This window comes from Cupriavidus pauculus (genome assembly GCF_003854935.1).
GTDB classification, from domain to species: domain Bacteria; phylum Pseudomonadota; class Gammaproteobacteria; order Burkholderiales; family Burkholderiaceae; genus Cupriavidus; species Cupriavidus pauculus_C.
Genome location: NZ_CP033969.1, coordinates 102,934 through 126,332 on the forward strand (window position 1 = coordinate 102,934; position 23,399 = coordinate 126,332).

Below are 23,399 nucleotides of genomic sequence, written 5' to 3' on the forward strand. Positions count from 1 at the left end.
CGTAACGGTATATTACCCGTCACTTCCGGCCGCGCGCGAGGGGGCCGCGCGCGTCAGTCGTCGGCCGTGGCGCTGCTGCCGGCCGGCACCAGGATGTCGCGGTTGCCGTTGCCCGACATCGCCGAGACCAGCCCGGCCTTTTCCATGTCCTCCAGCAACCGCGCCGCGCGGTTGTAGCCGATGCGCAGGTGCCGCTGCACCAGCGAGATCGACGCCCGGCGGTTCTTGACCACCACCTCCACGGCCTGGTCGTAGAGCGGATCGGCCTCGCCGCCGCCCCCGCCGATGCCGGCACCGCCGCCCACGCTGTCGCCGGCGCCGTCGCCATCCACCAGCCCGCCTTCGAGGATGCCCTCGATGTAGTTGGCCTCGCCGCCCTCCTTGAGCTTCTCGACCACCCGGTGCACCTCGTCGTCAGACACGAACGCGCCATGCACGCGCACCGGCAGCCCGGTACCGGGCGCCAGGTAGAGCATGTCGCCCATGCCCAGCAGCGCCTCGGCGCCCTGCTGGTCCAGGATCGTGCGGGAATCGATCTTGCTGCTCACCTGGAACGCAATCCGCGTCGGCACGTTGGCCTTGATCAGGCCCGTGATGACGTCGACCGACGGCCGCTGCGTGGCCAGCACCAGGTGCAGGCCGGCGGCACGCGCCTTCTGCGCGATCCGGGCGATCAGTTCCTCGACCTTCTTGCCCACCACCATCATCAGGTCGGCCAGTTCGTCGATCACGATCACGATCGTCGGCAGCTTTTCCAGCGGCTCGGGCGCGTCGGGCGTCAGGCTGAACGGGTTCGGGATCTTTTCCTCGCGGGCGGCGGCCTCGTCGATCTTCTTGTTGTAGCCGGCCAGGTTGCGCACGCCCAGCTTGCTCATGAGCTTGTAGCGCCGCTCCATCTCGCCCACGGCCCAGTTCAGCGCGTTGCCGGCCTGGCGCATGTCCGTCACCACCGGGCACAGCAGGTGCGGGATGCCCTCGTAGACGCTCATTTCCAGCATCTTCGGGTCGATCAGGATCAGCCGTACCTGGTCAGCCTTGGCCTTGTAGAGCAGCGACAGGATCATCGCGTTGATGCCCACCGACTTGCCCGAGCCCGTGGTGCCGGCCACCATGCAGTGCGGCATCTTGGCCAGGTCGGCCACCATCGGCTTGCCGGCGATGTCCTTGCCCAGCGCCATGGTCAGGCTGGACGCGCTCTCGTTGTAGACGTGCGAGCCCAGGATCTCGCCCAGCCGCACCGTCTGGCGCTTCGGGTTCGGCAGCTCCAGGCCCATGTAGTTCTTGCCGGGGATGGTCTCCACCACCCGGATCGACACCAGCGACAGGCTGCGCGCCAGGTCGCGCGCCAGGTTCACCACCTGGCTGCCCTTGACGCCGGTGGCCGGCTCGATCTCGTAGCGCGTGATCACGGGGCCCGGGTAGGCGGCCACCACCTTGACCTCGACGCCGAAGTCCTTGAGCTTCTTCTCGATCAGGCGCGACGTGTATTCGAGCGTCTCGGCGCTGACCGTTTCCTGGTGGGCCGGCACCGGGTCCAGCAGCGACAGCGGGGGCAGGTCGGAGTCCTGGATATCGGCAAACAGCGGCTGCTGCTTCTCGCGCTCCACGCGCTCGTGCTTGGGCACGGCCTGCGGGCGCACGATCTGCACCGGCGCGGCTTCTTCCTGCTTCACGCGCTGGACCTCGACGGTCTCGGTGCGCTCCACCTTGGCCGCGGCGCCGATGATGCGGTCCTGCTTCTTCTCGCGGCGGGCCTTGAAGCCCATGAACAGCGTCTCGACGAACCCGCCGACATGCTCGGCCACCGACAGCCACGAGAAATGGAAGAACAGCGACAGGCCGATGGCGAACATCAGCAGCAACAGCAGCGTGGCGCCCGAGAACCCAAGCGCCACCTGGAGCCAGCCGCCGAGCAGGTCGCCCAGCACGCCGCCCGGCGCGCGGGGCAGCGCGGCGCGCAGCGGGTACATCCGCACCGCTTCCAGCCCCATGCTGGACATCAGCGTCAGCGCAAAGCCGATCCAGCTCACCGCGGTGCTGTGCTGGGGGTCCGGCATGCGCTCGGGCAGCTCGGCGGTCAGCACGCGCCAGCCGCGCCAGCAGCGGCGCATCAGCAGCACGCTCCACCAGTACGCGGAAAAGCCGAAGACGAAGAACAGCACGTCCGCCACCCAGGCGCCCACGCGGCCGCCAAGATTATGGATATCGGACACCTGGCTGGCATGCGACCAGCCCGGGTCGGCCTTGCTGTAGCTGGCCAGCACGCACAGGAAGCCGAGCGTCACGGCAAGCAGCAGGAACCAGCGTACCTCGCCAAGCAGCTTGCCGATGCGCGATGGAAGTGCCGAGGGGTCGGTCCGGGTAGTCGTGGTTGCGCGAGCCATGCGTCAGGGTCTGTACGATCGTGCGGAGTGGACGATGGCGGCCATTTTAACCTCGCCGGCCCCTATCGCCTCCATTGGAATTTGCAACAGTCGGCAAACGCCGCGCCACATATAATGGCGGTTTCGCATGACGCCGGCACGAATACCGCGCCGGGTCATTTGCTGCCTACAGGAACGCATCATGTCTGCAAAACACGCAAAAGTGCTGATTCTCGGGTCCGGCCCGGCCGGCTACACCGCCGCCGTCTACGCCGCGCGCGCCAACCTGAACCCGGTGCTGATCACCGGGCTGGCCCAGGGCGGCCAGCTCATGACCACGACCGACGTGGAGAACTGGCCCGCCGATCCTAACGGCGTGCAGGGCCCGGACTTGATGCAGCGTTTCCTGGCGCATGCCGAGCGGTTCAACACCGAAATCATCTTCGATCACATCCACACGGCCAAGCTGACCGAAAAGCCGATCCGGCTGGTGGGCGACGCGGGCGAGTACACCTGCGACGCGCTGATCATCGCCACCGGCGCCTCGGCCCAGTACCTGGGCCTGCCGTCGGAGGAGAGCTTCATGGGCCGCGGCGTGTCGGCCTGCGCTACCTGCGACGGCTTTTTCTACAAGAACCAGGAAGTGGCCGTGATCGGCGGCGGCAACACGGCCGTGGAAGAAGCGCTGTACCTGTCGCACATCGCCAGCAAGGTCACCGTGATCCACCGCCGCGACAAGTTCCGCGCCGAGCCGATCCTGGTGGACCGCCTGCTCCAGCGCGTCAAGGAAGGCCGCGTGGAACTGCGCTACGACCATACGCTGGACGAGGTGCTGGGCGACCAGTCGGGCGTGACCGGCCTGCGCATCCGCAGCACCAAGGACACGGCGCAGACCGAGGACCTGAAGGTCTCCGGCCTGTTCGTGGCGATCGGCCACAAGCCGAACACGGACCTGTTCGTCGGCCAACTGGAGATGAACAACGGCTATATCGTCACCAAGAGCGGCCTGACGGGCGACGCCACGGCCACCAACATCCCGGGCGTGTTCGCCGCCGGCGACGTGCAGGACCACGTCTACCGCCAGGCCATCACCAGCGCCGGCACGGGCTGCATGGCCGCGCTGGACGCCCAGCGCTACGTGGAAGCGTTGCAGTAAGCCTGTCGACCACTGCCGGCCGGCACTGTTGCCGGCCCGGTACGCCATGCCCATCGGGGACGCCCGCCTCGACCAGCGGCCGTCCCCGATTTCCTTATAATCAAGCCGAGCGTTTTTTGAGGTTTTTGCCATGCCGCACGGCGCCAAGCCCCCTTCCAAGCGATTCGGCCTGCACGACCTGGCCACGCTGCGTGACGACCTGAAGGCCGACGCCGAGCGCCGCGAGGCCGCGCGCGTGGCCGCCGAGGCCGCCGCCCGGCGCGCCGAGGAAGAAGCCAACGTGTTCCGCGCCAGCATCGGCACGGTCAGCACCCTGCGCGACCGCAACCGCGTGCAGCCCCCGGCCAAGCGCCCGGCACCCGTCGCCATCCAGACCCAGCTCAACGACAAGGCCGTGCTGGAGGCATCGCTGTCCGACGAATTCGACGTCGAGAACCTGCTCGACATCGACGAGACCATGTCGTTCCGCCGGCCCGGCATTGGCGAGGATGTGATCAAGAAACTGCGTCGCGGCGAATGGGTGCCGCAGGACAAGGTGGACCTGCACGGCCTGCGCAGCGACGAGGCCCGCGAGGCGCTGGCCACCTTCCTGCGCCGGTCGGTGCGCAACGGGGTGCGCTGCGTGCGGGTGATCCACGGCAAGGGCATCGGCTCGCCCGACAAGTTGCCCGTGCTCAAGGGCAAGGTCCGTAGCTGGCTGGTACAGAAAGAGGAAGTGATTGCCTTCGTCCAGGCCCGCGAGTCGCAAGGCGGCGCGGGTGCCCTGATGGTGTTGCTGCGCCAGCCCAAACCTTGAACCCATGCACCTGCCGTTCGATCTGCTGATGGGGCGGCTGCCCCTGATCCTCCATGTCATGGAGATCACCGGGGTCCTTGCCTTTGCCGTGTCGGGCGTGGTGGACGCGCGCAAGCAGCGGCTGGACGCGGTGGGCACGTTCATCGTCGCCTTTGCCACCGCGTTTGGCGGCGGCACCGTCCGCGACGTGCTGCTGGACCGCCGCCCGTTCTACTGGGTCGAGCACGAGTACTACGTGCTGCTGATCTTTGCGATGTCGATCGGCGCCGCCATCGTGTTCCGCGTGGTCAGCACGGTCGCCTCGGACCGCGCCATGCTGGTGGCCGACGCCATCGGCCTGGGCCTGTTCTCCGTCACCGGCACCTCGCTGGCGCTGGTGGCGCAGATGACGCCCACCGTGGCGGTCATGATGGGCATCATCTCGGCCGTCTTTGGCGGCGTGCTGCGCGACGTGCTCTGCAACGAGCTGCCGATGATCCTGCGCGACCGCTCGCCCTACGCCACCTGCTCGTTCGTCGGCTGCTGGGTCTACGTGGGCCTGACGTGGCTGCGCGCCGACCAGGAAGTGGCCCTGCTGTCCGGCGCCCTGGTCACGATGGGCATGCGGCTGCTGTCGGTGCAGTTTGGATGGAAGTTGCCAAGCTGAGTCTCCGGATGGCGGCCGGCGTAAAAACGAGAAAACCGGCCCGCAGGCCGGTTTTTTCTCTCAAGCCACCACTTACACCGCCGCTTCGTCCTGCTCGCCGGTGCGGATGCGGATGACGCGTTCGATCTCGGTGACGAAGATCTTGCCGTCGCCGATCTTGCCCGTGTGGGCGGCCTTGACGATGGCGTCGAGCACGGTGTCGAGCTGGTTCTCGGCCACCACAACCTCGATCTTGATCTTCGGCAGGAAGTCGACCACGTACTCGGCGCCGCGGTACAGCTCGGTATGACCCTTCTGGCGGCCAAACCCCTTTACCTCGGTCACCGTCAGACCGGTCACGCCCACGTCGGCCAGTGCTTCGCGCACTTCGTCGAGCTTGAACGGTTTGATGATGGCGGTAATCTGCTTCATGGCTGGCCTCTGTCTCTAAAGGTGTCGGAAGATGTCAGATTCTAGCCCGAAACACCACATGCCAGTCAGCCGGCCTCGTCCGGAATGCGGTCCAGGTCGCGCATCCAGACCGCCGATTCGCCGTCGCTGGGCGCCCGCCAATCGCCGCGCGGCGACAGCGATCCGCCCGATCCCACCTTTGGTGCGTTGGGGATGCACGACCGCTTGAACTGGCTGGTGCGGAAGAACCGGTCGACAAAGATCCCGAGGATGCGCTTGATTTCCGGCAGTTGGTAGCTGTTGCGGGCCACATGGGGCCCGTTGGGCCACGTGCCGCGCGCCACGTCGCCCCAGGCGTGCAGCGCCAGGAATGCCACCTTGGACGGCGTGTAGCCGTAGCGCAGCGTGTAGTACAGGTTGAAATCCTGCAGCTCGTACGGGCCGATGATCTGCTCGGTCTTCTGCCCGGGGGCCTCATCCTGCCCATCCTCGGCCGTGCCGGCCGGCACCAGTTCGGGGCTGATATCGGTGTCCAGCACCGCCAGCAGCACATCCTTGCCGGTGTCCAGCACCTGGCCCGTGTCGGCCACCCAGCGCACCAGATGGCTGATCAGCGTCTTGGGCACGCTGGCGTTGACGTTGTAGTGGGACATATGGTCGCCCACGCCGTACGTGCACCAGCCCAGCGCCAGTTCGCTGAGGTCGCCGGTGCCGATCACGATGGCGCCGTTGTGGTTGGCCAGCCGGAACAGGTGGTTCGTGCGCTCGCCGGCCTGCACGTTCTCGAACGTCACGTCGTAGACAGCCTCGCCGCGCGCGTAGGGGTGGTCCAGGTCCTTGAGCATCGCCAGGCAGCTCGGCCGGATGTCGATCTCGCGCGCCGTGCAGCCCACCACCTCCATCAGCTCGCGCGCCTGCTTCAGCGTGCGGTCGCTGGTGGCAAAGCCCGGCATCGTGTAGGCCAGGATGTTGGCGCGCGGCAGGCCCAGGCGGTCCATCGCCTTGGCGCAGACCAGCAGCGCGTGGGTGGAATCGAGCCCGCCCGACACGCCGATCACCACCTTCTGCATCCGGCTCGACGACAGCCGCTGCACCAGCGCCTGGACCTGGATGTTGTAGACCTCCATGCAACGCTCGTCGCGGCGGCGCGGGTCGGCCGGCACGTACGGGAAGCGCTCGACCTTGCGCTCCAGCGGCAGGTCCTGCCCGGTCGGCAGCTCCATGCGGAACGCGACCACGTCGAACTTTTCCACCTCGTCCTTGTGGCGGCGGACCGACTGGCCGAACGACGTCTGGTGCATGCGCTCGCGCGACAGGCGCTCCAGGTCCACGTCGGCGAACAGCAGGTGCGACGTATCGGCAAACCGTTCCGATTCGCCCAGCAGCTCGCCGTTCTCGTAGATCAGCGCCTGGCCGTCCCAGGCCAGGTCGGTCGTCGACTCGCCCTTGCCGGCCGACGTGTACAGGTAGGCCGCCAGGCACCGCGCCGACTGCTGCGAGACAAGCTGGTGCCGGTATCCCGACTTGCCGATGACGATGTTCGACGCCGACAGGTTCACCAGCACCGTCGCCCCGGCCAGCGCCGCGAACGACGACGGCGGGATCGGCACCCACACGTCCTCGCAGATTTCCGCATGGAAGCGGAAGAACGGAATGTTCTCGATGTCGAACAGCAGGTTGGCCCCGAACGGCACCTCGGCGCCCAGCAGCGACACCGTGTCGACGGCCGCGCAGTCGCCGCTGCTGAACTGGCGGGCTTCGTAGAATTCCCAGTAGTTCGGCAGGTAGGACTTCGGCACCACGCCCTGCACCACGCCGTTGGCCACCACTACGGCGCAGTTGAACAACTGGTGCTCCACCAGCACCGGCATGCCGACCAGGATCGCGGCCCGGATGCCGGTGGATGCCTCCACAATCCGCTGCAGCGCCAGCTCGCACTCGCGCAGCAGCGCGCGCTGGTGGAACAGGTCGTCGCAGGTATAGGCCGGCAGGCCCAGTTCGGGAAAGACCACCAGCACCGCGCCTCGATCGGCAGCCTGGCGGGCCAGTTCGATGGTCTGCGTGGCGTTGTAGGCGGGATCGGCCACGCGGCACTCGGGTACGCCAACGGCCACGCGCGCAAAGCCGTGGGAATAGAGATTGTGAAAGGGGTGCGTCATGTCGGGGGCCGCGGGGGCGGCAGTGGACATCGGGAAACGGATAGGCGCATTCTACGACGCCCCGCCGCGACCCGGCGTCCGCGTCACGCTGACAACGCCAGCATCACAATGCCAATTCCGGTAGACTCGCCCGGCACCCAAGCCAACCCGTTTATGAGCGATCCGCGCCCCCCATACCGCACGGACATCGTGCTGGACCTTGCCGACATCGACGCCGCCGACTGGGATGCCCTGCTGGCCGCCCAGCCCGAGCCCACCCCGTTCCTGCGCCACGCCTTCCTGCACGCGCTGCACGCCAGCGGCAGCGCCACCGAAGACACGGGCTGGATGCCCCGCTTCCTGACGCTCTGGGTGCCCGACGGCCACGGCCCCGGCCGCGACCGGCTGGCGGCGGCCATGCCGCTCTACGCCAAGACCCACTCCTACGGCGAATACGTGTTCGACTGGGCCTGGGCCGACGCCTATCGGCAGCACGGGCTCGATTACTACCCGAAGTGGCTCGCAGCCGTGCCGTTCACGCCGGTGCGCGGCACGCGGCTGCTGGCCGAGGACGATGCCGCGCGCGCCGTGCTGCTGCGCGTGGCGCTGGCGCTGGCGGCCGAGAGCGAGCTGTCGTCGCTGCACATCCTGTTTCCGTCCGATCACGAGGCAGACCTGATGCAGGCGGCCGGCATGATGATGCGGCACGGCGTGCAGTTCCACTGGAGCAACCCCGGCTACGCCAGCTTCGACGCGTTCCTGGCCACGCTGTCCCAGAAGAAGCGCAAGAACATCCGCGCCGAACGCCGCCGCGTGGCCGAGGCCGGCATCACGTTCCGCCAGTTCAAGGGCCCGGCCATCGACGACGACGCCTGGAAGTTCTTCAACCGCTGCTACCGGCAGACGTACCGCGAGCATCATTCGTCGCCGTACCTGAACCTGGACTTCTTCCGCCGCATCGGCCAGGCGATGCCCGACAACCTGCTGCTGGTGGTGGCCACGCGCGACGGCCGGGACATCGCCAGCTCGCTGCTGGTCTACGACGCCACCCCCGGCGTCAGCACGCTCTACGGCCGCTACTGGGGCGCGCTGGAGCACCACCCCTGCCTGCATTTCGAGACGGCCTACTACCAGCCGCTGGAGTTCTGCATCGCCGAGGGCATCGCCACGTTCGAAGGCGGTGCCCAGGGCGAGCACAAGATGGCGCGCGGCTTTCTGCCCGTGGCCACGCGCTCGGCGCACTGGCTCGCCCACCCGTCCTTTGCCGATGCCGTGGAGCGCTTTCTGGAGCGCGAGCGCCACGGCATGGACGCCTATCTCGACGAACTCAACGACCGCAACCCGTTCGCCCGCACCGCGGAATAACCCGGCTCAGCGCCGCGGCAGGATCCGGCGCAGCGTGTTGTCGCCCAGCATGTAGTGGTGGAACAGCGCCGCCATGGCGTGCAGGCCGATGACCAGGTAGAACGCCTTGCCGACCATCTCGTGGATGCCGGCCAGCACGTCGCGCAGCGCCGGGTCCGGCCCGATCAGCGGCGGCACGCCGAAATGGAGCCCCGGCAGCGTCACCACGCGCCCGGCGGCATTCGACATCAGCAGGCCCAGGATCGGCTGGGCGAACAGGAACAGGTACAGCAGCCCGTGCACGGCCGCGCCGGCAAGCTGGCCGGCGCGAGGGCCGGGCTCGGGCGGCGGCGCGCCCATGATCAGGCGCCACAGCACCCGGGGAATCGCCAGCAGCAGCACCAGCACGCCCGACCACTTGTGCAGCTCCATGACGATCATCCGCGCCGCCGTGCCGCGCTCGGCAAAGCCGCGCAGCTCGATCGTGGCGTAGGCCACGGCGACCAGCACGAACATCAGCCAGTGGAACAGGATGGCGGTGGATTCGTAGCGGGCAAAGGCGGCCGGCGCCTGCCCGGCCGCCGGCAGGACGGCGGCGCGCGGTGGAACGGACATCGGAACTCCAGGTGGGTGGGGAACGGCGCACAGCTTACCGGCGGCGCCGGCCGCCCGGCCTTGCCGGAGATCATTGGCGCCAATAAAAAACCCCGCCGGGCGGCGGGGCTTGCGGGTCCGCGACAGCGGCGCGATTACTTCTTGAAGTTCGCCACGCCGTCGGTGATTTCCTTGTGGGCTTCCTCGATGCCGGCCCAGCCTTCCACCTTGACCCACTTGCCTGCTTCGAGTGCCTTGTAGTTCTCAAAGAAGTGCTTGATCTGGTCCAGCAGGTTCTGCGGCACGTCCGACAGGCCCTTCATGTGCGCCGTGGCCGGGCAAAGCTTGTCCACGGGCACGGCCACCAGCTTGGCGTCCACGCCCGACTCGTCGGTCATCTTCAGCATGCCGAGCGCACGGCAGCGCACCACGGCGCCGGCCAGGATCGGGAACGGCGTCAGCACCAGCACGTCCACCGGGTCGCCGTCGCCCGACAGCGTCTGCGGGATGAAGCCGTAGTTGGCCGGATAGCGCATGCCGGTGCCGATGAAACGGTCGACGAACAGCAGGCCGGTTTCCTTGTCGGCCTCGTACTTCACCGGATCGCTCTGGGCGGAGATCTCGATGATGACGTTGAAATCGTTGGGCAGATCCTTGCCCGGGGAGACGAGGTTGAAGCTCATGCGAGTTCTCCGAATACTTGTAGGAATGGGATGGCCGGCATTATAGCGGGTCGGCCCTGACCCCGGCCTGACAAACGGCGTGGCGCCGTGTGCCGTGCAATGCCTTGCGCGCGCGGCGGGCTGGGTGATAATGCGGCATTCCCGATTTCAGCATTTGCTCCATAACCGGAGCCGTGGAGACCCGCATGCATGCCCAGCACTTCGTGGCCAACCGCCTGATCGCGCCGGATTCCGGCCTGCGCATCAAGGTGTTCGATCCGTCCAGCGGCGAGCCGTTCGCCGAGATCGCCCGCGGCAATGCCACCGACGTCAGCGTGGCCGTGCGCGCCGCGCGCCAGGCCTTCGAGGGCGAATGGGGCGCCATGGCCCCCGCCAGCCGCGTGCGTCTGCTGAACCGCCTGGCGCTCAAGCTGATCGAGCACGAGGACGAGCTGGCCGCGCTGGAAGCGCGCGACACCGGCAAGCCGCTGCGCCAGGCCCGCGCCGACGCACGCGCCGTGGCCCGCTATTTCGAGTTCTACGCCGGCGCGGCCGACAAGCTGCACGGCGAGACCATCCCCTACCAGACCGGCTACACCGTGCTGACCGTGCGCGAGCCGCACGGCGTGACCGGCCACATCATCCCCTGGAACTACCCGCTGCAGATCTTCGGCCGCAGCGTGGGCGCGGCGCTGGCCACCGGCAACGCCTGCGTGGTCAAGCCGGCCGAGGACGCCTGCCTGTCGATCCTGCGCGTGGCCGAGCTGGCCGCCGAGGTGGGGCTGCCCGAAGGCGCCTTGAACATCGTCACCGGCTATGGCCACGAGGCCGGCTCCGCGCTGGCACGGCACCCCGGCATCAACCACGTGTCGTTCACGGGCTCGCCGCAGACCGGCAAGCTCGTGGCGCAGCTTGCCGCCGAGAACCACGTGCCCGTGACGCTGGAACTGGGCGGCAAGTCGCCGCAGGTGGTCTTTGCCGATGCCGACCTAGACGCGCTGCTGCCGGTCGTCGTCAACGGCATCGTCCAGAACGCGGGCCAGACCTGCTCGGCCGGCAGCCGGCTGCTGGTGGAGCGCCCGGTCTACGAGGCGCTGCTGGACCGCCTGTCGGGCGTGTTCGAGGCGCTGCGCGTGGGCCCGTCGGAACTCGATCTCGAATGTGGCCCGCTGATCAGCCGCAAGCAGCAGCAGCGCGTCTGGGACTTCGTGTCCGACGCCCAGCACGCCGGCATCGCGGTGATGGCGCAGGGCCAGATCGTCGGCGAGGCGCCGGAGTCTGGCTACTACCAGGTGCCGATGCTGTTCCGCGACGTGCCGCCCCAGCACCGGCTGGCGCAGGAAGAAGTCTTCGGCCCGCTGCTGGCCGCCATGCCGTTCGACGACGAGGACGAGGCCGTGCGCCTGGCCAACGGCACGCCGTACGGCCTGGTGGCGGGCGTGTGGACGCGCGACGGGGGCCGCCAGATGCGGCTGGCGCGCAAGCTGCGCGCGGGCCAGGTGTTCATCAACAACTACGGCGCCGGCGGCGGCGTCGAGCTGCCGTTCGGCGGCACCGGCCAGTCGGGTCATGGCCGCGAGAAGGGCTTCGAGGCCCTGTACGGATTCACCACTCTAAAAACCATCGCCATTCAACATGGGTAGCATCAACTTTCTCTCGGTCGCCTTCGCGATCTTCTTTTTCTGGATGGCGTGGCATGTGCGGCACAAGCGCGCGACCAACCCGTCGGGCATGCCCCGGCTGCAGGTGTTCAAGCGCAAGTGGGGCGACACCGTGGGCGACCGCGTGCACTGGTGCCTGTACGTGGCGCTGCCGTTCCTGCTCGGGATCATGATGGTTGCCAACGCGCTGCAAAACAAGGGCCCCTTCCACTGACAAGCAGTTCCGACGTTCCGCCCGCAGCGCGGCAACGAGACCGCGCCGGGCCTCACCAACAGGAGACAGGCAATGACCAGGCTGGCTGGCAAGGTAGCGGTAGTCACGGGCGGCGGCTCGGGCTTTGGCGAAGGCATCGCGCAGACGTTTGCGCGCGAGGGCGCCGCCGTGATGGTGGCGGACCTGAACGCTGACGCCGCCGAGCGCGTGGCGGCGGCCATCCGCGACGCGGGCGGCAAGGCGGCGGCGGTGCGCGCCGACGTGTCGCGCGGCGACGATGTGGCGGCCATGCGCGACGCCACGCTGGCCGCGTTCGGCGACGTCCACTGCGTGGTCAACAACGCCGGCACCACCCATCGCAACAAGCCCATCCTCGACATCACCGAGGACGAGTTCGACCGCGTCTACGCGGTCAACGTCAAGAGCATCTACTGGGCGGCCCACCACTTCATCCCGCACTTCCGCCAGCGCGGCGGCGGCAACTTCGTCAACATCGCGTCCACGGCCGGCGTCCGGCCCCGCCCGGGACTGGTCTGGTACAACGGCAGCAAGGGCGCGGTCATCGTCGCCAGCAAGGCCATGGCGGCCGAGCTGGGCCCGGACAACATCCGCGTCAACTGCGTGAACCCGGTGATCGGCGCCACGGGGCTGCTGGAGCAGTTCATGGGCGTGCCCGACACACCCGAGAACCGCGCCCGCTTCCTGGCGACCATCCCGATGGGCCGCATGTCCACGCCTCAGGACGTGGCCAACGCCTGCCTGTACCTGGCGTCCGACGAGGCCGCGTTCATCACCGGCACCTGCATCGAGGTGGACGGCGGACGCTGCGTCTGACCCGCCCTGGCGCGTGCCCCCGGGCGTGCGCCCCCCTGCAGTACCACAACGACAACCATCCCAATGAGGAGACACCGATGACTTCCACCGCGGTCAACGCCGGCGCACGCGACGCCGGCTTCGAGGACGCCGTCTACCGAAAGGTCAGCTGGCGCCTGGTGCCGTTCCTGCTGCTGTGCTACGTCGTGGCCTACCTGGACCGCGTGAACGTGGGCTTTGCCAAGCTGCAGATGCTCAACGACCTGCAGTTCAGCGAGACCGTCTACGGCCTGGGCGCCGGCATCTTCTTCATCGGCTACTTCCTGTTCGAGGTGCCGAGCAACGTCATCCTGCACAAGGTGGGCGCCCGCATCTGGATCGCCCGCATCATGATCACCTGGGGCCTGATCTCGGCGGCGATGATGTTCGTCACCACGCCGACCATGTTCTACGTGCTGCGCTTCCTGCTGGGCATTGCGGAAGCCGGCTTCTTCCCGGGCATCATCCTGTACCTGACCTACTGGTACCCGGCCAGCCGGCGCGGGCGCACCACCACGTTCTTCATGACGGCCATCGCGCTGTCGGGGGTGATCGGCGGGCCGCTGTCGGGCTGGATCATGCAGTCGTTCGACGGCCACAACGGCTGGGCCGGCTGGCAGTGGATGTTCCTGATCGAAGGCATTCCGTCGATTCTCGTTGGCATCTGGGTGCTGCTGTACCTGGACGACCGCATCGCCCACGCCAAATGGCTGACCCCCGACGAACGCGCGCTGCTGGCGCGCAACATCGAGGCCGAGGACCAGCACAAGGAAGACCCGCCCGTGCGGCAGGTGCTGTCCAGCCCGCGCGTCTGGCTGATGAGCGCGATCTACTTCAGCTTCGTCATGGGGCTGTACGGCGTGAGCTTCTGGCTGCCAACGATCATCAAGCAGACCGGCGTCAAGGGCACGCTGGAGGTGGGGATGCTGACGGCCATCCCCTACGGCTGCGCCGTGATCGGCATGATCCTGTTCGCCCACAGCGCCGACCGCCGCGGCGAGCGCCGCTGGCACATCGCCGTGCCCGCGCTGCTGGGCGCCCTGGGCCTGGTGCTGTCCGTGCAGTGGCACGCCGACACGACGCTGGCAATGATCGCGCTGACGCTGGCCACCATCGGCATCCTGACCACGCTGCCACTGTTCTGGAGCCTGCCCACCGCCTTCCTGGCCGGCACGGGCGCGGCCGCCGGCATCGCGCTGATCAACTCGCTGGGCAACCTGGCGGGATTCATCAGCCCCTACGCGGTCGGCTGGCTCAAGGACCTGACCCAGAGCACCGAGTCGGGCATGTACCTGCTGGCAGCCTGCATGGTGGTGGGCGCGGCGCTGGCACTGTCGGTGCCGGCGAAGATGGTGAGTCGGCAGGGCTAGCGGGAGACCTGCGGCATAGCGCAGGTTTGCGCCCCTCTCCCGCAACGCGGGAGAGGGGCGCGAAAACCTGCCGGTGCGCTGGTCCTCTGAGACCATCCACATGCCCCATGTTTTCTCCCCTCTCCCGCAGCGCGGGAGAGGGGTCGGGAGTGAGGGCCCGGCGGTTCAACCTGCGATCCGTCGCGCATCACGCGCCTGCCCTCTCCCCCAGCCCCTCTCCCGCAACGCGGGAGAGGGGAGCGAAAACCTGCCGGTGCGCTGGCCCTCTGGGACCATCCACATGCCCCATGTTTCTCCCCTCTCGCGCAACGCGGGAGAGGGGTCGGGGGAGAGGGCCCGGCGGTTCAACCTGCGATCCGTCGCGCATCACGCGCTGGCCCTCTCCCCCAGCCCCTCTCCCGCAAGCGGGAGAGGGGAGCGAAAGCCGGGGTCTACCCCTCCCCCAGCATCTGCGCCACTGATCCGGCGGTGCCGGCGGCTTTATCGCCGATCAGTTGCTGCAGTGTGCGCAGCAGTTCGTCCTCGTTGAATGGCTTGCCCAGGTACACGTTGACGCCGATCTCGGCGGCGTAGCGGCGGTGTTTTTCCGCTGTGCGCGACGTGATCATGACCAGCGGCATGCGGCTGGTGCGAGCGTCGGCGCGGACGTTGCGGGTCAGGTCGAAGCCGTCCATGTTCGGCATCTCGATGTCGACCAGCATCGCGTCGGGCATCACTTCCTGCAGTTGACGCAGCGCGTCCACGCCGTCGCGGGCCAGCACCACCTGGTAGCCGGCGCGGGTCAGCAGGCGCTGGCTGGCCTTGCGCACCGTCAGCGAGTCGTCCACCACCATCACGGTCGGCTGCGTCATCAGGCCGGGCACCGGCACCGGCGCGCCGGCGTCGACGAACTCGGCCACCGCGCCCACCTGTCCGGCCGGCTGCGGGGCCGGCAGTGCCGGTGCGGCCGTGCCGCGCTCGCGCACCCAGCGCTGCGCCAGCACCACGGGGTTGTAGATCAGCACGATTTCCCCGTCGCCCAGCGTGGTGGCGCCGGCAATGCCTTCCAGGCGGGCCAGGTGCGGGCCGATGTGCTTGACCACCACTTCGCGGTTGCCCTGCACCTCGTCCACGTGCACGGCCACGCGCTCGGCGCCCGAGCGCACCACCACCACCGGCGAATACTTGCGGCCCGACGCCATCCCGGCCGTTTCCTCCAGCAGCGCGCCGAAGTAGTAGAACGGCACCTCGGCGCCCGCCGCCGCGAAGCGGCCCGAGTTGTACGCCTCCAGCAGCGGCTTCTCGCGCAGCTGGTGGACCTGGTCGATCATGCCGCTCGGCATGGCGAACAGGCGCCCGCCCAGCGATACCAGCAGCACCTGCGTGATGGCCGTGGTCAGCGGCAGGTGCACGGTGAAGCTGGTGCCCCGGCCCGGCTCGGTCGACAGGGTGATCCGGCCGCCCAGCGCCACGGTCTCGGCGCGCACCACGTCCATGCCCACGCCGCGCCCGGCCAGTTCCGACACCGCGTCCGCCGTCGAGAAGCCCGGCGCGAAGATCATCTCGGTCAGCCGTGCGTCGCTGGCGTCCTCGTCGGGCGCCATCAACTGGCGCGCCACGGCGCGTTCGCGGATGCGCTGCAGGTTCAGCCCGCCGCCGTCGTCAAAGAACGTCAGCACCACCTCGTTGCCTTCCTGCTGCACTTCCAGCGTCAGCGCGCCCGTGGCCGACTTGCCCGCCGCGCGCCGCACGTCCGCCGGCTCGATGCCGTGCACCACGGCGTTGCGGATCAGGTGCTCGATCGGGCCGGCCATGCGGTCCAGCACCGAGCGGTCGATCTCCACCGTGCCGCCCTTGATCAGCAGCCGCACTTCCTTGCCGGTCTCGGTGGCCGACTGGCGCGCCACGCGGTACAGCCGCTCGGCCAGCGCGTCGAACTGCACCATGCGCGCCTGCATCAGCCCGCGCTGCAGTCCGCGCGTCAGCCGCGCCTGCGCCGCGAGGTCGCCCGACGCGCGGTCGAAGCCGCGCTGCAGGTTCTGCTCCACGGTCGCCACGTCGTTGACCGACTCCGCCATCATCCGCGTCAGTTCCTGAAAGCGCGTGAAGCGGTCGAATTCCAGCGGATCGAATTCCTGGTTGTGCTGCTGGTCGGCAATGCGCGACGCCATCTGCGTCTCGGCCTGGATCTCGATCTCGCGCAGCTGCATGCGCAGACGCGCGACGTTGTCGTTCAGTTCGCCCAGGTAGCTGCGCAGCGCGTCCAGCTCGCTGTCCAGCCGCGCGCGCGTGGCGCTGACTTCGCCCGCGTCGTTGATCAGCGTGTCCAGCGTGCGGGCCTGCACGCGCACCAGCGCGCGCTGGCGCTCGGCGTCGGTCTGCAGCGCGGCGGGGGCGGCCGGCATCAGCGGCGCCGACGGCACCAGCGCCTGGCCCGGTGCCGCCGGCGTCGCCAGCGCGGCGGTGCCGGGTGCTGCCGCATCGCGCGGCAACGCAGGGACGGCCGGGGCGGCCACCAGCCCGTTGACGACGTCCGCGTCGTCCAGCGGCAGCAGGCGACCGTTCTGCAGCGCGTCCACGTGCGCCAGGATGCGGTCGTACCAGGCGTACAGCCGGCCGAACAGCTCTGGCGTCACGCGCTGGCCACGTACGCTTGATTCCAGCAGCGTTTCCATCTCGTGCGCCGCCTGGCCCAGCGCCATCGCGCCGGCCATCCGCGCACTGCCCTTGAGCGTGTGCAGCCCGCGCAGGATCAGGCCGCCGTGCTGCGCCTCGTCGGGCGCCGCCTCCCACGTCCGCACCAGCTTGCCGATATCGGGCAGCGCGCCGTGTGCCTCTTCCAGGAAAATCTCGACCAGCGCCGGATCGAGCGACGATGCGTCGGTCGACACGGCCTCCGGCACGTCTTCCGGATCGGGCGCGCCGGGCACGACGTGCGCCACGGCGATGCCATCGTGGCGCACGGGCGTCGGCAGCGAGATGACCACCGCGTCGTGCACCGGCGTCAGCGGCGTGACCGGCGTCAGCACCGGGCCGGCCGGCGCCGACACCGGCGGCAGCGACGTGATCGGCGTCAGCTTCACGGGCGGCAGCGCCGCCGGCGGCGGCTGCACGCCCTCGTCGATCTCGGGCAGCGGCTCGGCCGCCTGGGCCTGGGTGCCGAAGAGCTGCGACACCGAGCCTTCCTGGCCCGCCGACTGCCCGGCCGGCACCACGGCGCGCGGACGCACCAGCGCCCGTTCGCCAAACGCATTCAGTTCGCGGCACAGCGCCGCGTCGCCATCGGGCCAGATGCCGGCGGCAAACTGGTGCAGCATCGCGCGCAGCCGGTCCACGGCCTGGTCCAGCAGCTTGAAATCGGCCGGATGCATGACCACCGGATGGCGGCCGAGCAGCAACAGCAAATGTTCCAGCGCCTCGGCAATCTCGCGCACCGGCTCCAGCCCCACCGTCGACGCGCTGCCCTGCAGCGTGTGCGCCACGCGCAGCGCCAGTTCGCTCGGGCACGGATGGTTCTCGTGCTTCCACTCCGACAGGTCGGTGGCAAACTGCCGCAGCAGGTCGTCGGCCTCCTGCAGGTAGACGTTGTAGAGCGCCAGCCCGATGCGGACCGGGCCGATCACCTTGTAGCCCTCGTCCTCGTCGGCCAGCCCGCCGGCCAGCCGGAACGGCAGTACGTTGCTTTCGTCGTCCGGGGCGGCTTCGGCTTCGGCTTCGGCCACGGGTGCCGCCACGGCTTCCGCCGCTTCCGGCGCCGCCGCCTGCGCCAGCAGCGCGTCGAGCGGATCGACCTCGGTCGCCGATACCACCCCGCCCGGATCGCGCACCGCCTGGGCGGCGGCCATCAGCGGCGCGATGTCGCGCAGCGTCGACGGGTCGTCGCGCAGCGCCAGCGCCCATTCGCGCAGCAGGTCGTGCGCCTGCCCCAGCAGCGCCGGCAGTTCCGGCACCGGCGCGCGGCCTTCGGCGATCCACAGGTTCATCACCTGTTCCACGGCCCAGGCGGCCTCGCCGTAGCGGTTCAGGCCGACCATGCGGCTCGACCCCTTGAGCGTGTGGAACCCGCGCCGCATGCGGCTCAGCACGTCGGCGTCGGCCAGCGCGTCCAGGCCGCCGGACAGGTCGGCGGCGATATTGCCGAGCACTTCCTCGGCCTCGGACAGGAAGATGTCGAGCAGTTCGGCGTCGATGGCGGCGGCATCGGCCGGCATCGGCGCGGCGGACGGCACGGTGGCCGGCATGGCCACCGGCATCGGCTCGGCCAGCGCCACGACCATGCGCTCGGCGGCGGATTCGCTACCAGCCAGCCACGCGTGCAGCTGCGTGGTGGCCTCGCTGGCCTGCCGGCGCAGCCCGGCGTCGTCGTCGATGGCGGCCTGGTCCGACACAGCCTGCAGCGCGGCGCGCAGCCGCTGGATCTCGGGCGAATCGGCGGTGGCGGCCACGCGGATGGCGTCCATCGCGGCGCTGCGCGCCAGGCCCAGCGCGCCTTGCGGCGCCGCGTCGTGGCGGCCGGCGTCGGTCGCGTACGGGTTCTCGCTGGCCACGTCGCGCGCCTTGCGGCCGAATTCGAGCAGGTCTGCAAACGCATGCACGGCGCCCAGTTCGGCGGCGATATCGGACAGGTGCGCGATGCGCGCGCCATGGTCGACCGTCTCGCGCAGCACGCCCAGCCGCGCCAGCACCGCGCGGACGGCGGCCAGTGCCGCATCGGTCTCGCGCTCCAGGCCCTCGGGCAGCGCGGGGCTGCCGTGTACCCGTTCGATGGTGGCCAGCAGCGCGCCAAACGCCTGCGCGGCATCGTCCAGCGCGGCGCCGGCATCGGCCCGCGCCGCGTTGCGGTCATAGGTGTCCAGCCACGATTCGCCGCTATCCAGGTGCGCGCGGAGCTGCGTGACGGCCTCGGCGCGCTGCGCCTGGGCGCCCGCCGACTGGACCATTTCGGCCAGCCAGCCCGGCGCGGCGGCGTCGGGGTCCGCCACGGCGGCGGCCAGCGTCTCGCATCGCGCGGCAAACGCTGCCGCCGAGGCATGGCCCGAGCGGCCGTGCACGCGCCACGGCATGGCCAGCGCGCGCGACAGGAACAGCGCCACGCCGCCCCGGCCCAGCGCGTCACTGGCCGGCCGCTGGCCCGCGTAGGCCGCGGCGGCGGTCAGGCACTGCTGCAGGGCGGGCTGCGCCAGCGGCATCGCCGCCTCGGCCAGCGACGCCAGCGCCAGTTCCCAGCCGGCCTGGTCGTCGGCGGCTGCCCGCTCGATGGCGGTGGCGGCGTGCTGGAGGTTGCGGGTATCGATCGGATCGAGCCAGCCGTAGTAGCGCTGGCGATAGTCGGCGCGCGCGACGATGTGCGCGGCGTCCACGCGATAAGCCTGCAGCGTGCGCGCGATATCCACGCGCAGCACCTGCACGGCGGCCTGCGTGGCGGGCGGCAGCGTGGCGTCGGCATCGGCGGTCAGCCCGGTGCTGACCAGCAAAAAGACGGCGTCGTTCAGCAGCGCCTGCGGCACGCGCACCTGCCCTTGCAGGTACTGGCGCACCAGCAGGTGGGCGCGCGCGGCAAAGCGCTTGGCCAGCAGGTCGGACGGCAGCAGCCCGTGCGCCAGCGCGCGGAACACCATGGCCAGCGTGTGCCAGATGCCGCGGTCGGGCGTGTCAGCGGTGCGGCGCGCGTCCTGCTCGTGGTTGCGGACTTCGTCCAGCGCCACCTGCAGCGGCAGCCATGCCTCGCGCAGCAGCGACGCATCGGTGCATGGCGTAGGCAGGCGCAGCGCCTTCAACAGCGCGGCCTCGAAGCGCTGGCGCGCGCGCGTGACGGCCGTGGCCGAGCGCGTCGGCAGCACGATGCCGGGCAGCATCTGCAGCTCGTCGAGCCACAGGTCGGCCGGGTGTACGCGCTCCTCCTTCATCAGCGCCAGCGCGGCGGCATAGGGCTGGAACAGGCGCAGCGGGTCTTCGGCGTCGCCGGCCATCAGGTCGTCGACATATTCGGCCAGCGCCTGCACGCCGGTGCGGAACACGGCCAGCGCGGGCGCGTCGGCGGCGACGGTGCCGGCGTCGATGGCCTCCAGCAGCCGGCGCAGTGCCTGGCAGTAGGCGTCCACGCCGCGCAGCCCGACGATGTGCACGGCCCCGGCGGCCTGGTGCAGGTGCTGCCCCGCCAGGCGCAGCGACGTGGTGTCGCGCGCGCCCAGCGCCTCCGGAGTCTGGCGGATTTCGTCGACGTAGTGGCCCAGTTCGGCCGCGGCGTCGTCCAGCGCGGTGCGCAGGCTCGGCGCCAGCCAGGCCAGCACGGACAGGTCGCGCTGCGGCGCGGCCGGTACGTCGGGCGCGGCCGCTTCCGGCGTGGCATGCGTGGGCGGCGCGGCCGGATCGGCCTCGTCGCTGGTGAGGATGGAATTCAGGGACATGACCAGTTCCGGTGCAGCCGTCAACGTCGGGCCGGGCGTCAGGCGATCTTGAATCGCGACACCGAGTTACGCAGTTCCTCGGTCAGCGCGGTCAGCTGGCGCACCGACGTGGCCGTCTGGCGCGTACCGGCCGTGGTCTGCGCGGTGACCTGCAGGATGCCTTCGATGTGGTGCGCCACGTTGGTGGCCAGCCCCGCCTCGTGCGACGTCGTCTGCGCGATCTGCTCGATCAGTTCGGCAAGCTGGCGGGACACGCGGCCGATCTCGACCAGTGCCGTACCGGCGTTGTCCGACAGCCGCGCGCCTTCCACCACGCCCGCCGTGCTCTGCTCCATGGCGTGCACGGCGTCCTGGGTATCGGTCTGGATCGTGCGGATCAGCGCGCCGATCTGCTTGGTGGCCTCGCCCGAGCGTTCGGCCAGGCGCTGCACTTCTTCCGCCACCACCGAGAAGCCCCGGCCCGCCTCGCCAGCCGACGCGGCCTGGATGGCGGCGTTCAGTGCCAGCACGTTGGTCTGCTCGGTAATGTCCGAGATCAGCTCGACGATTTCGCCAATCTCCTGCGACGACTCGCCCAGGCGCTTGATCCGCTTGGACGTTTCCTGGATCTGGTCGCGGATGTCGTTCATGCCCGCGATGGCGTTTTGCACGGCCTGCTGGCCCTGCTCGGCCGCCGCCAGCGACGCGCGCGCCACGTTGGCCGACTCCGCCGCGCCGCGCGACACCTGGGTGATGCGGTCTGCCATCTCCACCACCGACTCGCCGGTCTGGCGGATCTGGCGCGACTGCTCCTCGGTGGTCGACGCCAGCTGCACCGACGTGTCCTGCACCTGCGACGACGCCTGCTGCACCTGCCCGGCGGTCTGCTGCACGCGGCCCACCAGTTCCTTCAGTTCTTCCACGGTGTAGTTCACCGAGTCGGCGATGGCGCCGGTGATGTCCTCGGTCACGGTGGCCTGGCGCGTCAGGTCGCCATCGGCGATGTCCTGCAGCTCGTTCATCAACTGCAGAATGGCCTTCTGGGTGGCGTCGTTGTTGCGCTTTTCCTCCAGCCGGCGCGCCTCGGCCTCGCGCTCGCGCGCCTCGGCTTCCAGCGCCCGCACGCGGGAATCGCGCAGGTACAGCGCCGCCAGCCCGGCCAGGCACAGCAGCGTGGCGATGGCCGACACGACCATGGCGCCAAACGTCCACGGGCGGTAGCGCGCGCCGTCGGCGTACATGCCCTGCAGCTGCTCCAGCTCGCCGCGCAGCGCCTCGTTGTCGTTGAAGATCTGCTGCTGGGCGCGCTTGGCGGCGATCAGGCCGGGCAGGTTCTGCAGGATCGTCTGCGTGGTCTTCTGCACCGCCTCGAAGCGCTGCGACAGCTGCTGCAGGTAGCTGCGCGTCTCGGCGTCGGACGCCGGCGCCAGGCGCAGCGCCTCGGAGCCGTTGGTCAGGCCGTCCAGCGTCTCGCGGAACGTGTTGGTGTCCTTGCCCAGCAGGAACGCGGTCTCGGGGTTCACGCCCTCGCCGGACAGGAACTCGTTCAGGTTCTTGCCCAGCCGCTGCGTCAGCATCACCAGCTGCGCGGACGCCGCCACCTCGCGGGTGTTCGATCCCGCCTGCAGCTTGATCGCCGCCACCTGTTCGGCCGCTTCGAGCAGTTCCGGGTTCGACGCGTTGAAGATCTGCAGCGTCTGGCCGATGGTGGTCAGGATGGGCTGCTGGGCCAGCACGTCCGCCGCGCTCTTCTCCGACCGCTTCCACGACGCAAACGCCTTTTCCAGCAGCGGCTGCGCGGCGCCCGTGGTGGCGCGCACGTGCATCTCGTCGCTGCCGTTCTGCAGCGCCAGCATGTCGGCGGTGAGCTGTTCCTTGGACTGCCGGAGCTGCTTGAACGCCTGCGCGTTGCCCAGCAGCGCCACCGGCACCGCCTTGCCCAGGCGCTGCGAGTGCATCAGCATGCTGCCGGCGATCTCGATCTGCGCCGCGCCGTTGTTGGCCTGCCGGTTATCCAGGTAGACCGAGACCAGCAGCGCCAGCAGCGACACCACCACGCCGCCGGTCAGCGCCCGCTGCTGCGCCGCGAACGGCATGCGCGCGAGCCAGCCCGTCATGCGTTCCGCCGGCGCCCGGGCGGGACCGTTGCCCGCGCCGCGTCCGAAGAGCGACGCGCGCGGCGCGGCCGCATCGGCCGTGGCGCCGGCCGTGGCGGGGCGACGGCCCAGGCTGATCTTCTTGATACCCATAGCAACCCTCTGTTCGTTTCGTTGTTCTGTATGGTTGGCGTGGCGCCGCTCAGGCGCCGCCGCGGCCGGCCTGCAGGAATGCCGGGGCGTCCAGCAACTGGCGGATGTCCAGCACCTGCCAGTCGCGCCCCTCCCGGTCCGCAAAGCCGGCGCCGCGCCAGCCCTCGGGCTCGGCGCCGCCGGCCGGCGTCAGGTCCACCGCGTGGCGCAGACCCACCACGCGCGTGGCGATGATCCCGCACGCCCGTTCCACCTGGCGCGACAGCACCACGATCTTGCTGCCCGGCTGCACCGGCGTCGGGCCGTCGCCGCAGAACATGCCGAAGTCGATCACGCCGATCAGGTTGCCGCGCGCGTTGACCAGGCCGCGGTACCACGGCTGCGTCAGCGGCACGGCGGCGGGCGGGCGCATCTCCAGCACCTCGCCCGTTTCCATCAGCGGCAGCAGCCAGCCGCGCTGGCCCACCAGCACCCCCAGGTAACTGTCGACGGCGGGCAGGTTGCGCGCCTCGCGCAGGCGACGGGCCAGCATGGCCTGGTAGTCGTGCAGGCGGGTCTGGCGGGCTCGGATGTCTTGGCGCGGCGCGTTCATGTTCGGA

General features: G+C 69.6%; 16 protein-coding genes. 8 read left to right on the top strand and 8 right to left on the bottom strand.

From position 1 onward, the window contains the following. Window positions 1–53: 53 nt before the first annotated feature. Complete coding sequence (locus EHF44_RS02200) at window positions 54–2,384, bottom strand: DNA translocase FtsK (RefSeq protein WP_124682221.1); 2,331 nt, start codon at window positions 2,382–2,384, stop codon at window positions 54–56. 181 nt (window positions 2,385–2,565) lie between these two features. Between EHF44_RS02200 and trxB the strand changes: the two genes are divergently transcribed. The 3 genes from trxB to EHF44_RS02215 all read left to right on the top strand — a co-directional run bounded on the left by trxB (window position 2,566) and on the right by EHF44_RS02215 (window position 4,961). Continuing rightward, window positions 2,566–3,519, top strand: coding sequence for a thioredoxin-disulfide reductase (gene trxB, locus EHF44_RS02205; RefSeq protein WP_124682222.1), 954 nt, complete (start codon window positions 2,566–2,568; stop codon window positions 3,517–3,519). 130 nt (window positions 3,520–3,649) lie between these two features. Next, complete coding sequence (locus tag EHF44_RS02210; protein WP_124682223.1) at window positions 3,650–4,315, top strand: Smr/MutS family protein; 666 nt, start codon at window positions 3,650–3,652, stop codon at window positions 4,313–4,315. A gap of 4 nt (window positions 4,316–4,319) precedes the next feature. Beyond that, window positions 4,320–4,961, top strand: coding sequence for a trimeric intracellular cation channel family protein (locus EHF44_RS02215; RefSeq protein ID WP_124682224.1), 642 nt, complete (start codon window positions 4,320–4,322; stop codon window positions 4,959–4,961). Between the two features lie 72 nt (window positions 4,962–5,033). Here EHF44_RS02215 and glnK read toward each other — a convergent pair whose 3' ends face one another. Both glnK and EHF44_RS02225 read right to left on the bottom strand, forming a co-directional pair. Then, complete coding sequence (gene glnK / locus EHF44_RS02220; RefSeq protein ID WP_006162803.1) at window positions 5,034–5,372, bottom strand: P-II family nitrogen regulator; 339 nt, start codon at window positions 5,370–5,372, stop codon at window positions 5,034–5,036. A gap of 65 nt (window positions 5,373–5,437) precedes the next feature. Continuing rightward, window positions 5,438–7,510 (bottom strand): NAD(+) synthase, encoded by a 2,073-nt coding sequence (locus EHF44_RS02225; RefSeq protein WP_124682225.1) that lies wholly within the window; start codon window positions 7,508–7,510, stop codon window positions 5,438–5,440. Window positions 7,511–7,663: 153 nt separating this feature from the next. On the opposite strand from EHF44_RS02225, the gene EHF44_RS02230 reads away from it, so the two are divergent. After that, window positions 7,664–8,854, top strand: coding sequence for a GNAT family N-acetyltransferase (locus EHF44_RS02230; RefSeq protein WP_124682226.1), 1,191 nt, complete (start codon window positions 7,664–7,666; stop codon window positions 8,852–8,854). 6 nt (window positions 8,855–8,860) lie between these two features. Here the strand turns inward: EHF44_RS02230 and EHF44_RS02235 are convergent, their stop codons facing one another. Together EHF44_RS02235 and ppa are read right to left on the bottom strand one after the other, a co-directional pair. Further along, complete coding sequence (locus tag EHF44_RS02235) at window positions 8,861–9,448, bottom strand: cytochrome b (protein ID WP_124682227.1); 588 nt, start codon at window positions 9,446–9,448, stop codon at window positions 8,861–8,863. Between the two features lie 134 nt (window positions 9,449–9,582). After that, window positions 9,583–10,110 carry an inorganic diphosphatase gene (ppa, locus tag EHF44_RS02240; protein WP_124682228.1) on the bottom strand — a complete coding sequence of 176 codons (528 nt, stop codon included), beginning with the start codon at window positions 10,108–10,110 and terminating at the stop codon, window positions 9,583–9,585. Between the two features lie 185 nt (window positions 10,111–10,295). Here ppa and EHF44_RS02245 point away from each other — a divergent pair, with 185 nt between their 5' ends. From EHF44_RS02245 to EHF44_RS02260, 4 genes are all read left to right on the top strand, one after another. Continuing rightward, complete coding sequence (locus EHF44_RS02245; protein ID WP_124682229.1) at window positions 10,296–11,732, top strand: aldehyde dehydrogenase family protein; 1,437 nt, start codon at window positions 10,296–10,298, stop codon at window positions 11,730–11,732. Beyond that, window positions 11,725–11,964, top strand: a complete 240-nt coding sequence (locus EHF44_RS02250) for a hypothetical protein (RefSeq protein WP_124682230.1) — start codon at window positions 11,725–11,727, stop codon at window positions 11,962–11,964. Before EHF44_RS02245 ends, EHF44_RS02250 begins: the two co-directional genes overlap by 8 nt. Window positions 11,965–12,036: 72 nt before the next feature. Then, the gene (locus EHF44_RS02255) at window positions 12,037–12,798 is read left to right on the top strand and encodes an SDR family oxidoreductase (RefSeq protein WP_124682231.1); all 762 of its coding nucleotides are present in this window, start codon (window positions 12,037–12,039) and stop codon (window positions 12,796–12,798) included. Between the two features lie 77 nt (window positions 12,799–12,875). Beyond that, the gene (locus EHF44_RS02260) at window positions 12,876–14,186 is read left to right on the top strand and encodes an MFS transporter (RefSeq protein WP_124682232.1); all 1,311 of its coding nucleotides are present in this window, start codon (window positions 12,876–12,878) and stop codon (window positions 14,184–14,186) included. Window positions 14,187–14,617: 431 nt separating this feature from the next. On the opposite strand, the gene EHF44_RS02265 is transcribed toward EHF44_RS02260, so the two are convergent. The 3 genes from EHF44_RS02265 to EHF44_RS02275 are packed head-to-tail and all read right to left on the bottom strand — an operon-like array spanning window position 14,618 to window position 23,392. Continuing rightward, complete coding sequence (locus EHF44_RS02265) at window positions 14,618–20,572, bottom strand: hybrid sensor histidine kinase/response regulator (RefSeq protein WP_124682233.1); 5,955 nt, start codon at window positions 20,570–20,572, stop codon at window positions 14,618–14,620. A gap of 38 nt (window positions 20,573–20,610) precedes the next feature. Beyond that, window positions 20,611–22,800: a methyl-accepting chemotaxis protein gene (locus EHF44_RS02270; protein WP_124682234.1), complete on the bottom strand. Its 2,190-nt coding sequence runs from the start codon at window positions 22,798–22,800 to the stop codon at window positions 20,611–20,613. A gap of 49 nt (window positions 22,801–22,849) precedes the next feature. Then, window positions 22,850–23,392, bottom strand: a complete 543-nt coding sequence (locus EHF44_RS02275; RefSeq protein WP_124682235.1) for a chemotaxis protein CheW — start codon at window positions 23,390–23,392, stop codon at window positions 22,850–22,852. Window positions 23,393–23,399 lie beyond the last annotated feature (7 nt).

Bases quoted from the DNA above. Each gene is read 5' to 3' on its own strand.
- EHF44_RS02200 (WP_124682221.1), bottom strand. From the start codon at position 2,384: ATGGCTCGCGCAACCACGACTACCCGGACCGACCCCTCGGCACTTCCA.
- trxB (WP_124682222.1), top strand. From the start codon at position 2,566: ATGTCTGCAAAACACGCAAAAGTGCTGATTCTCGGGTCCGGCCCGGCC.
- EHF44_RS02210 (WP_124682223.1), top strand. From the start codon at position 3,650: ATGCCGCACGGCGCCAAGCCCCCTTCCAAGCGATTCGGCCTGCACGAC.
- EHF44_RS02215 (WP_124682224.1), top strand. From the start codon at position 4,320: ATGCACCTGCCGTTCGATCTGCTGATGGGGCGGCTGCCCCTGATCCTC.
- glnK (WP_006162803.1), bottom strand. From the start codon at position 5,372: ATGAAGCAGATTACCGCCATCATCAAACCGTTCAAGCTCGACGAAGTG.
- EHF44_RS02225 (WP_124682225.1), bottom strand. From the start codon at position 7,510: ATGACGCACCCCTTTCACAATCTCTATTCCCACGGCTTTGCGCGCGTG.
- EHF44_RS02230 (WP_124682226.1), top strand. From the start codon at position 7,664: ATGAGCGATCCGCGCCCCCCATACCGCACGGACATCGTGCTGGACCTT.
- EHF44_RS02235 (WP_124682227.1), bottom strand. From the start codon at position 9,448: ATGTCCGTTCCACCGCGCGCCGCCGTCCTGCCGGCGGCCGGGCAGGCG.
- ppa (WP_124682228.1), bottom strand. From the start codon at position 10,110: ATGAGCTTCAACCTCGTCTCCCCGGGCAAGGATCTGCCCAACGATTTC.
- EHF44_RS02245 (WP_124682229.1), top strand. From the start codon at position 10,296: ATGCATGCCCAGCACTTCGTGGCCAACCGCCTGATCGCGCCGGATTCC.
- EHF44_RS02250 (WP_124682230.1), top strand. From the start codon at position 11,725: ATGGGTAGCATCAACTTTCTCTCGGTCGCCTTCGCGATCTTCTTTTTC.
- EHF44_RS02255 (WP_124682231.1), top strand. From the start codon at position 12,037: ATGACCAGGCTGGCTGGCAAGGTAGCGGTAGTCACGGGCGGCGGCTCG.
- EHF44_RS02260 (WP_124682232.1), top strand. From the start codon at position 12,876: ATGACTTCCACCGCGGTCAACGCCGGCGCACGCGACGCCGGCTTCGAG.
- EHF44_RS02265 (WP_124682233.1), bottom strand. From the start codon at position 20,572: ATGTCCCTGAATTCCATCCTCACCAGCGACGAGGCCGATCCGGCCGCG.
- EHF44_RS02270 (WP_124682234.1), bottom strand. From the start codon at position 22,800: ATGGGTATCAAGAAGATCAGCCTGGGCCGTCGCCCCGCCACGGCCGGC.
- EHF44_RS02275 (WP_124682235.1), bottom strand. From the start codon at position 23,392: ATGAACGCGCCGCGCCAAGACATCCGAGCCCGCCAGACCCGCCTGCAC.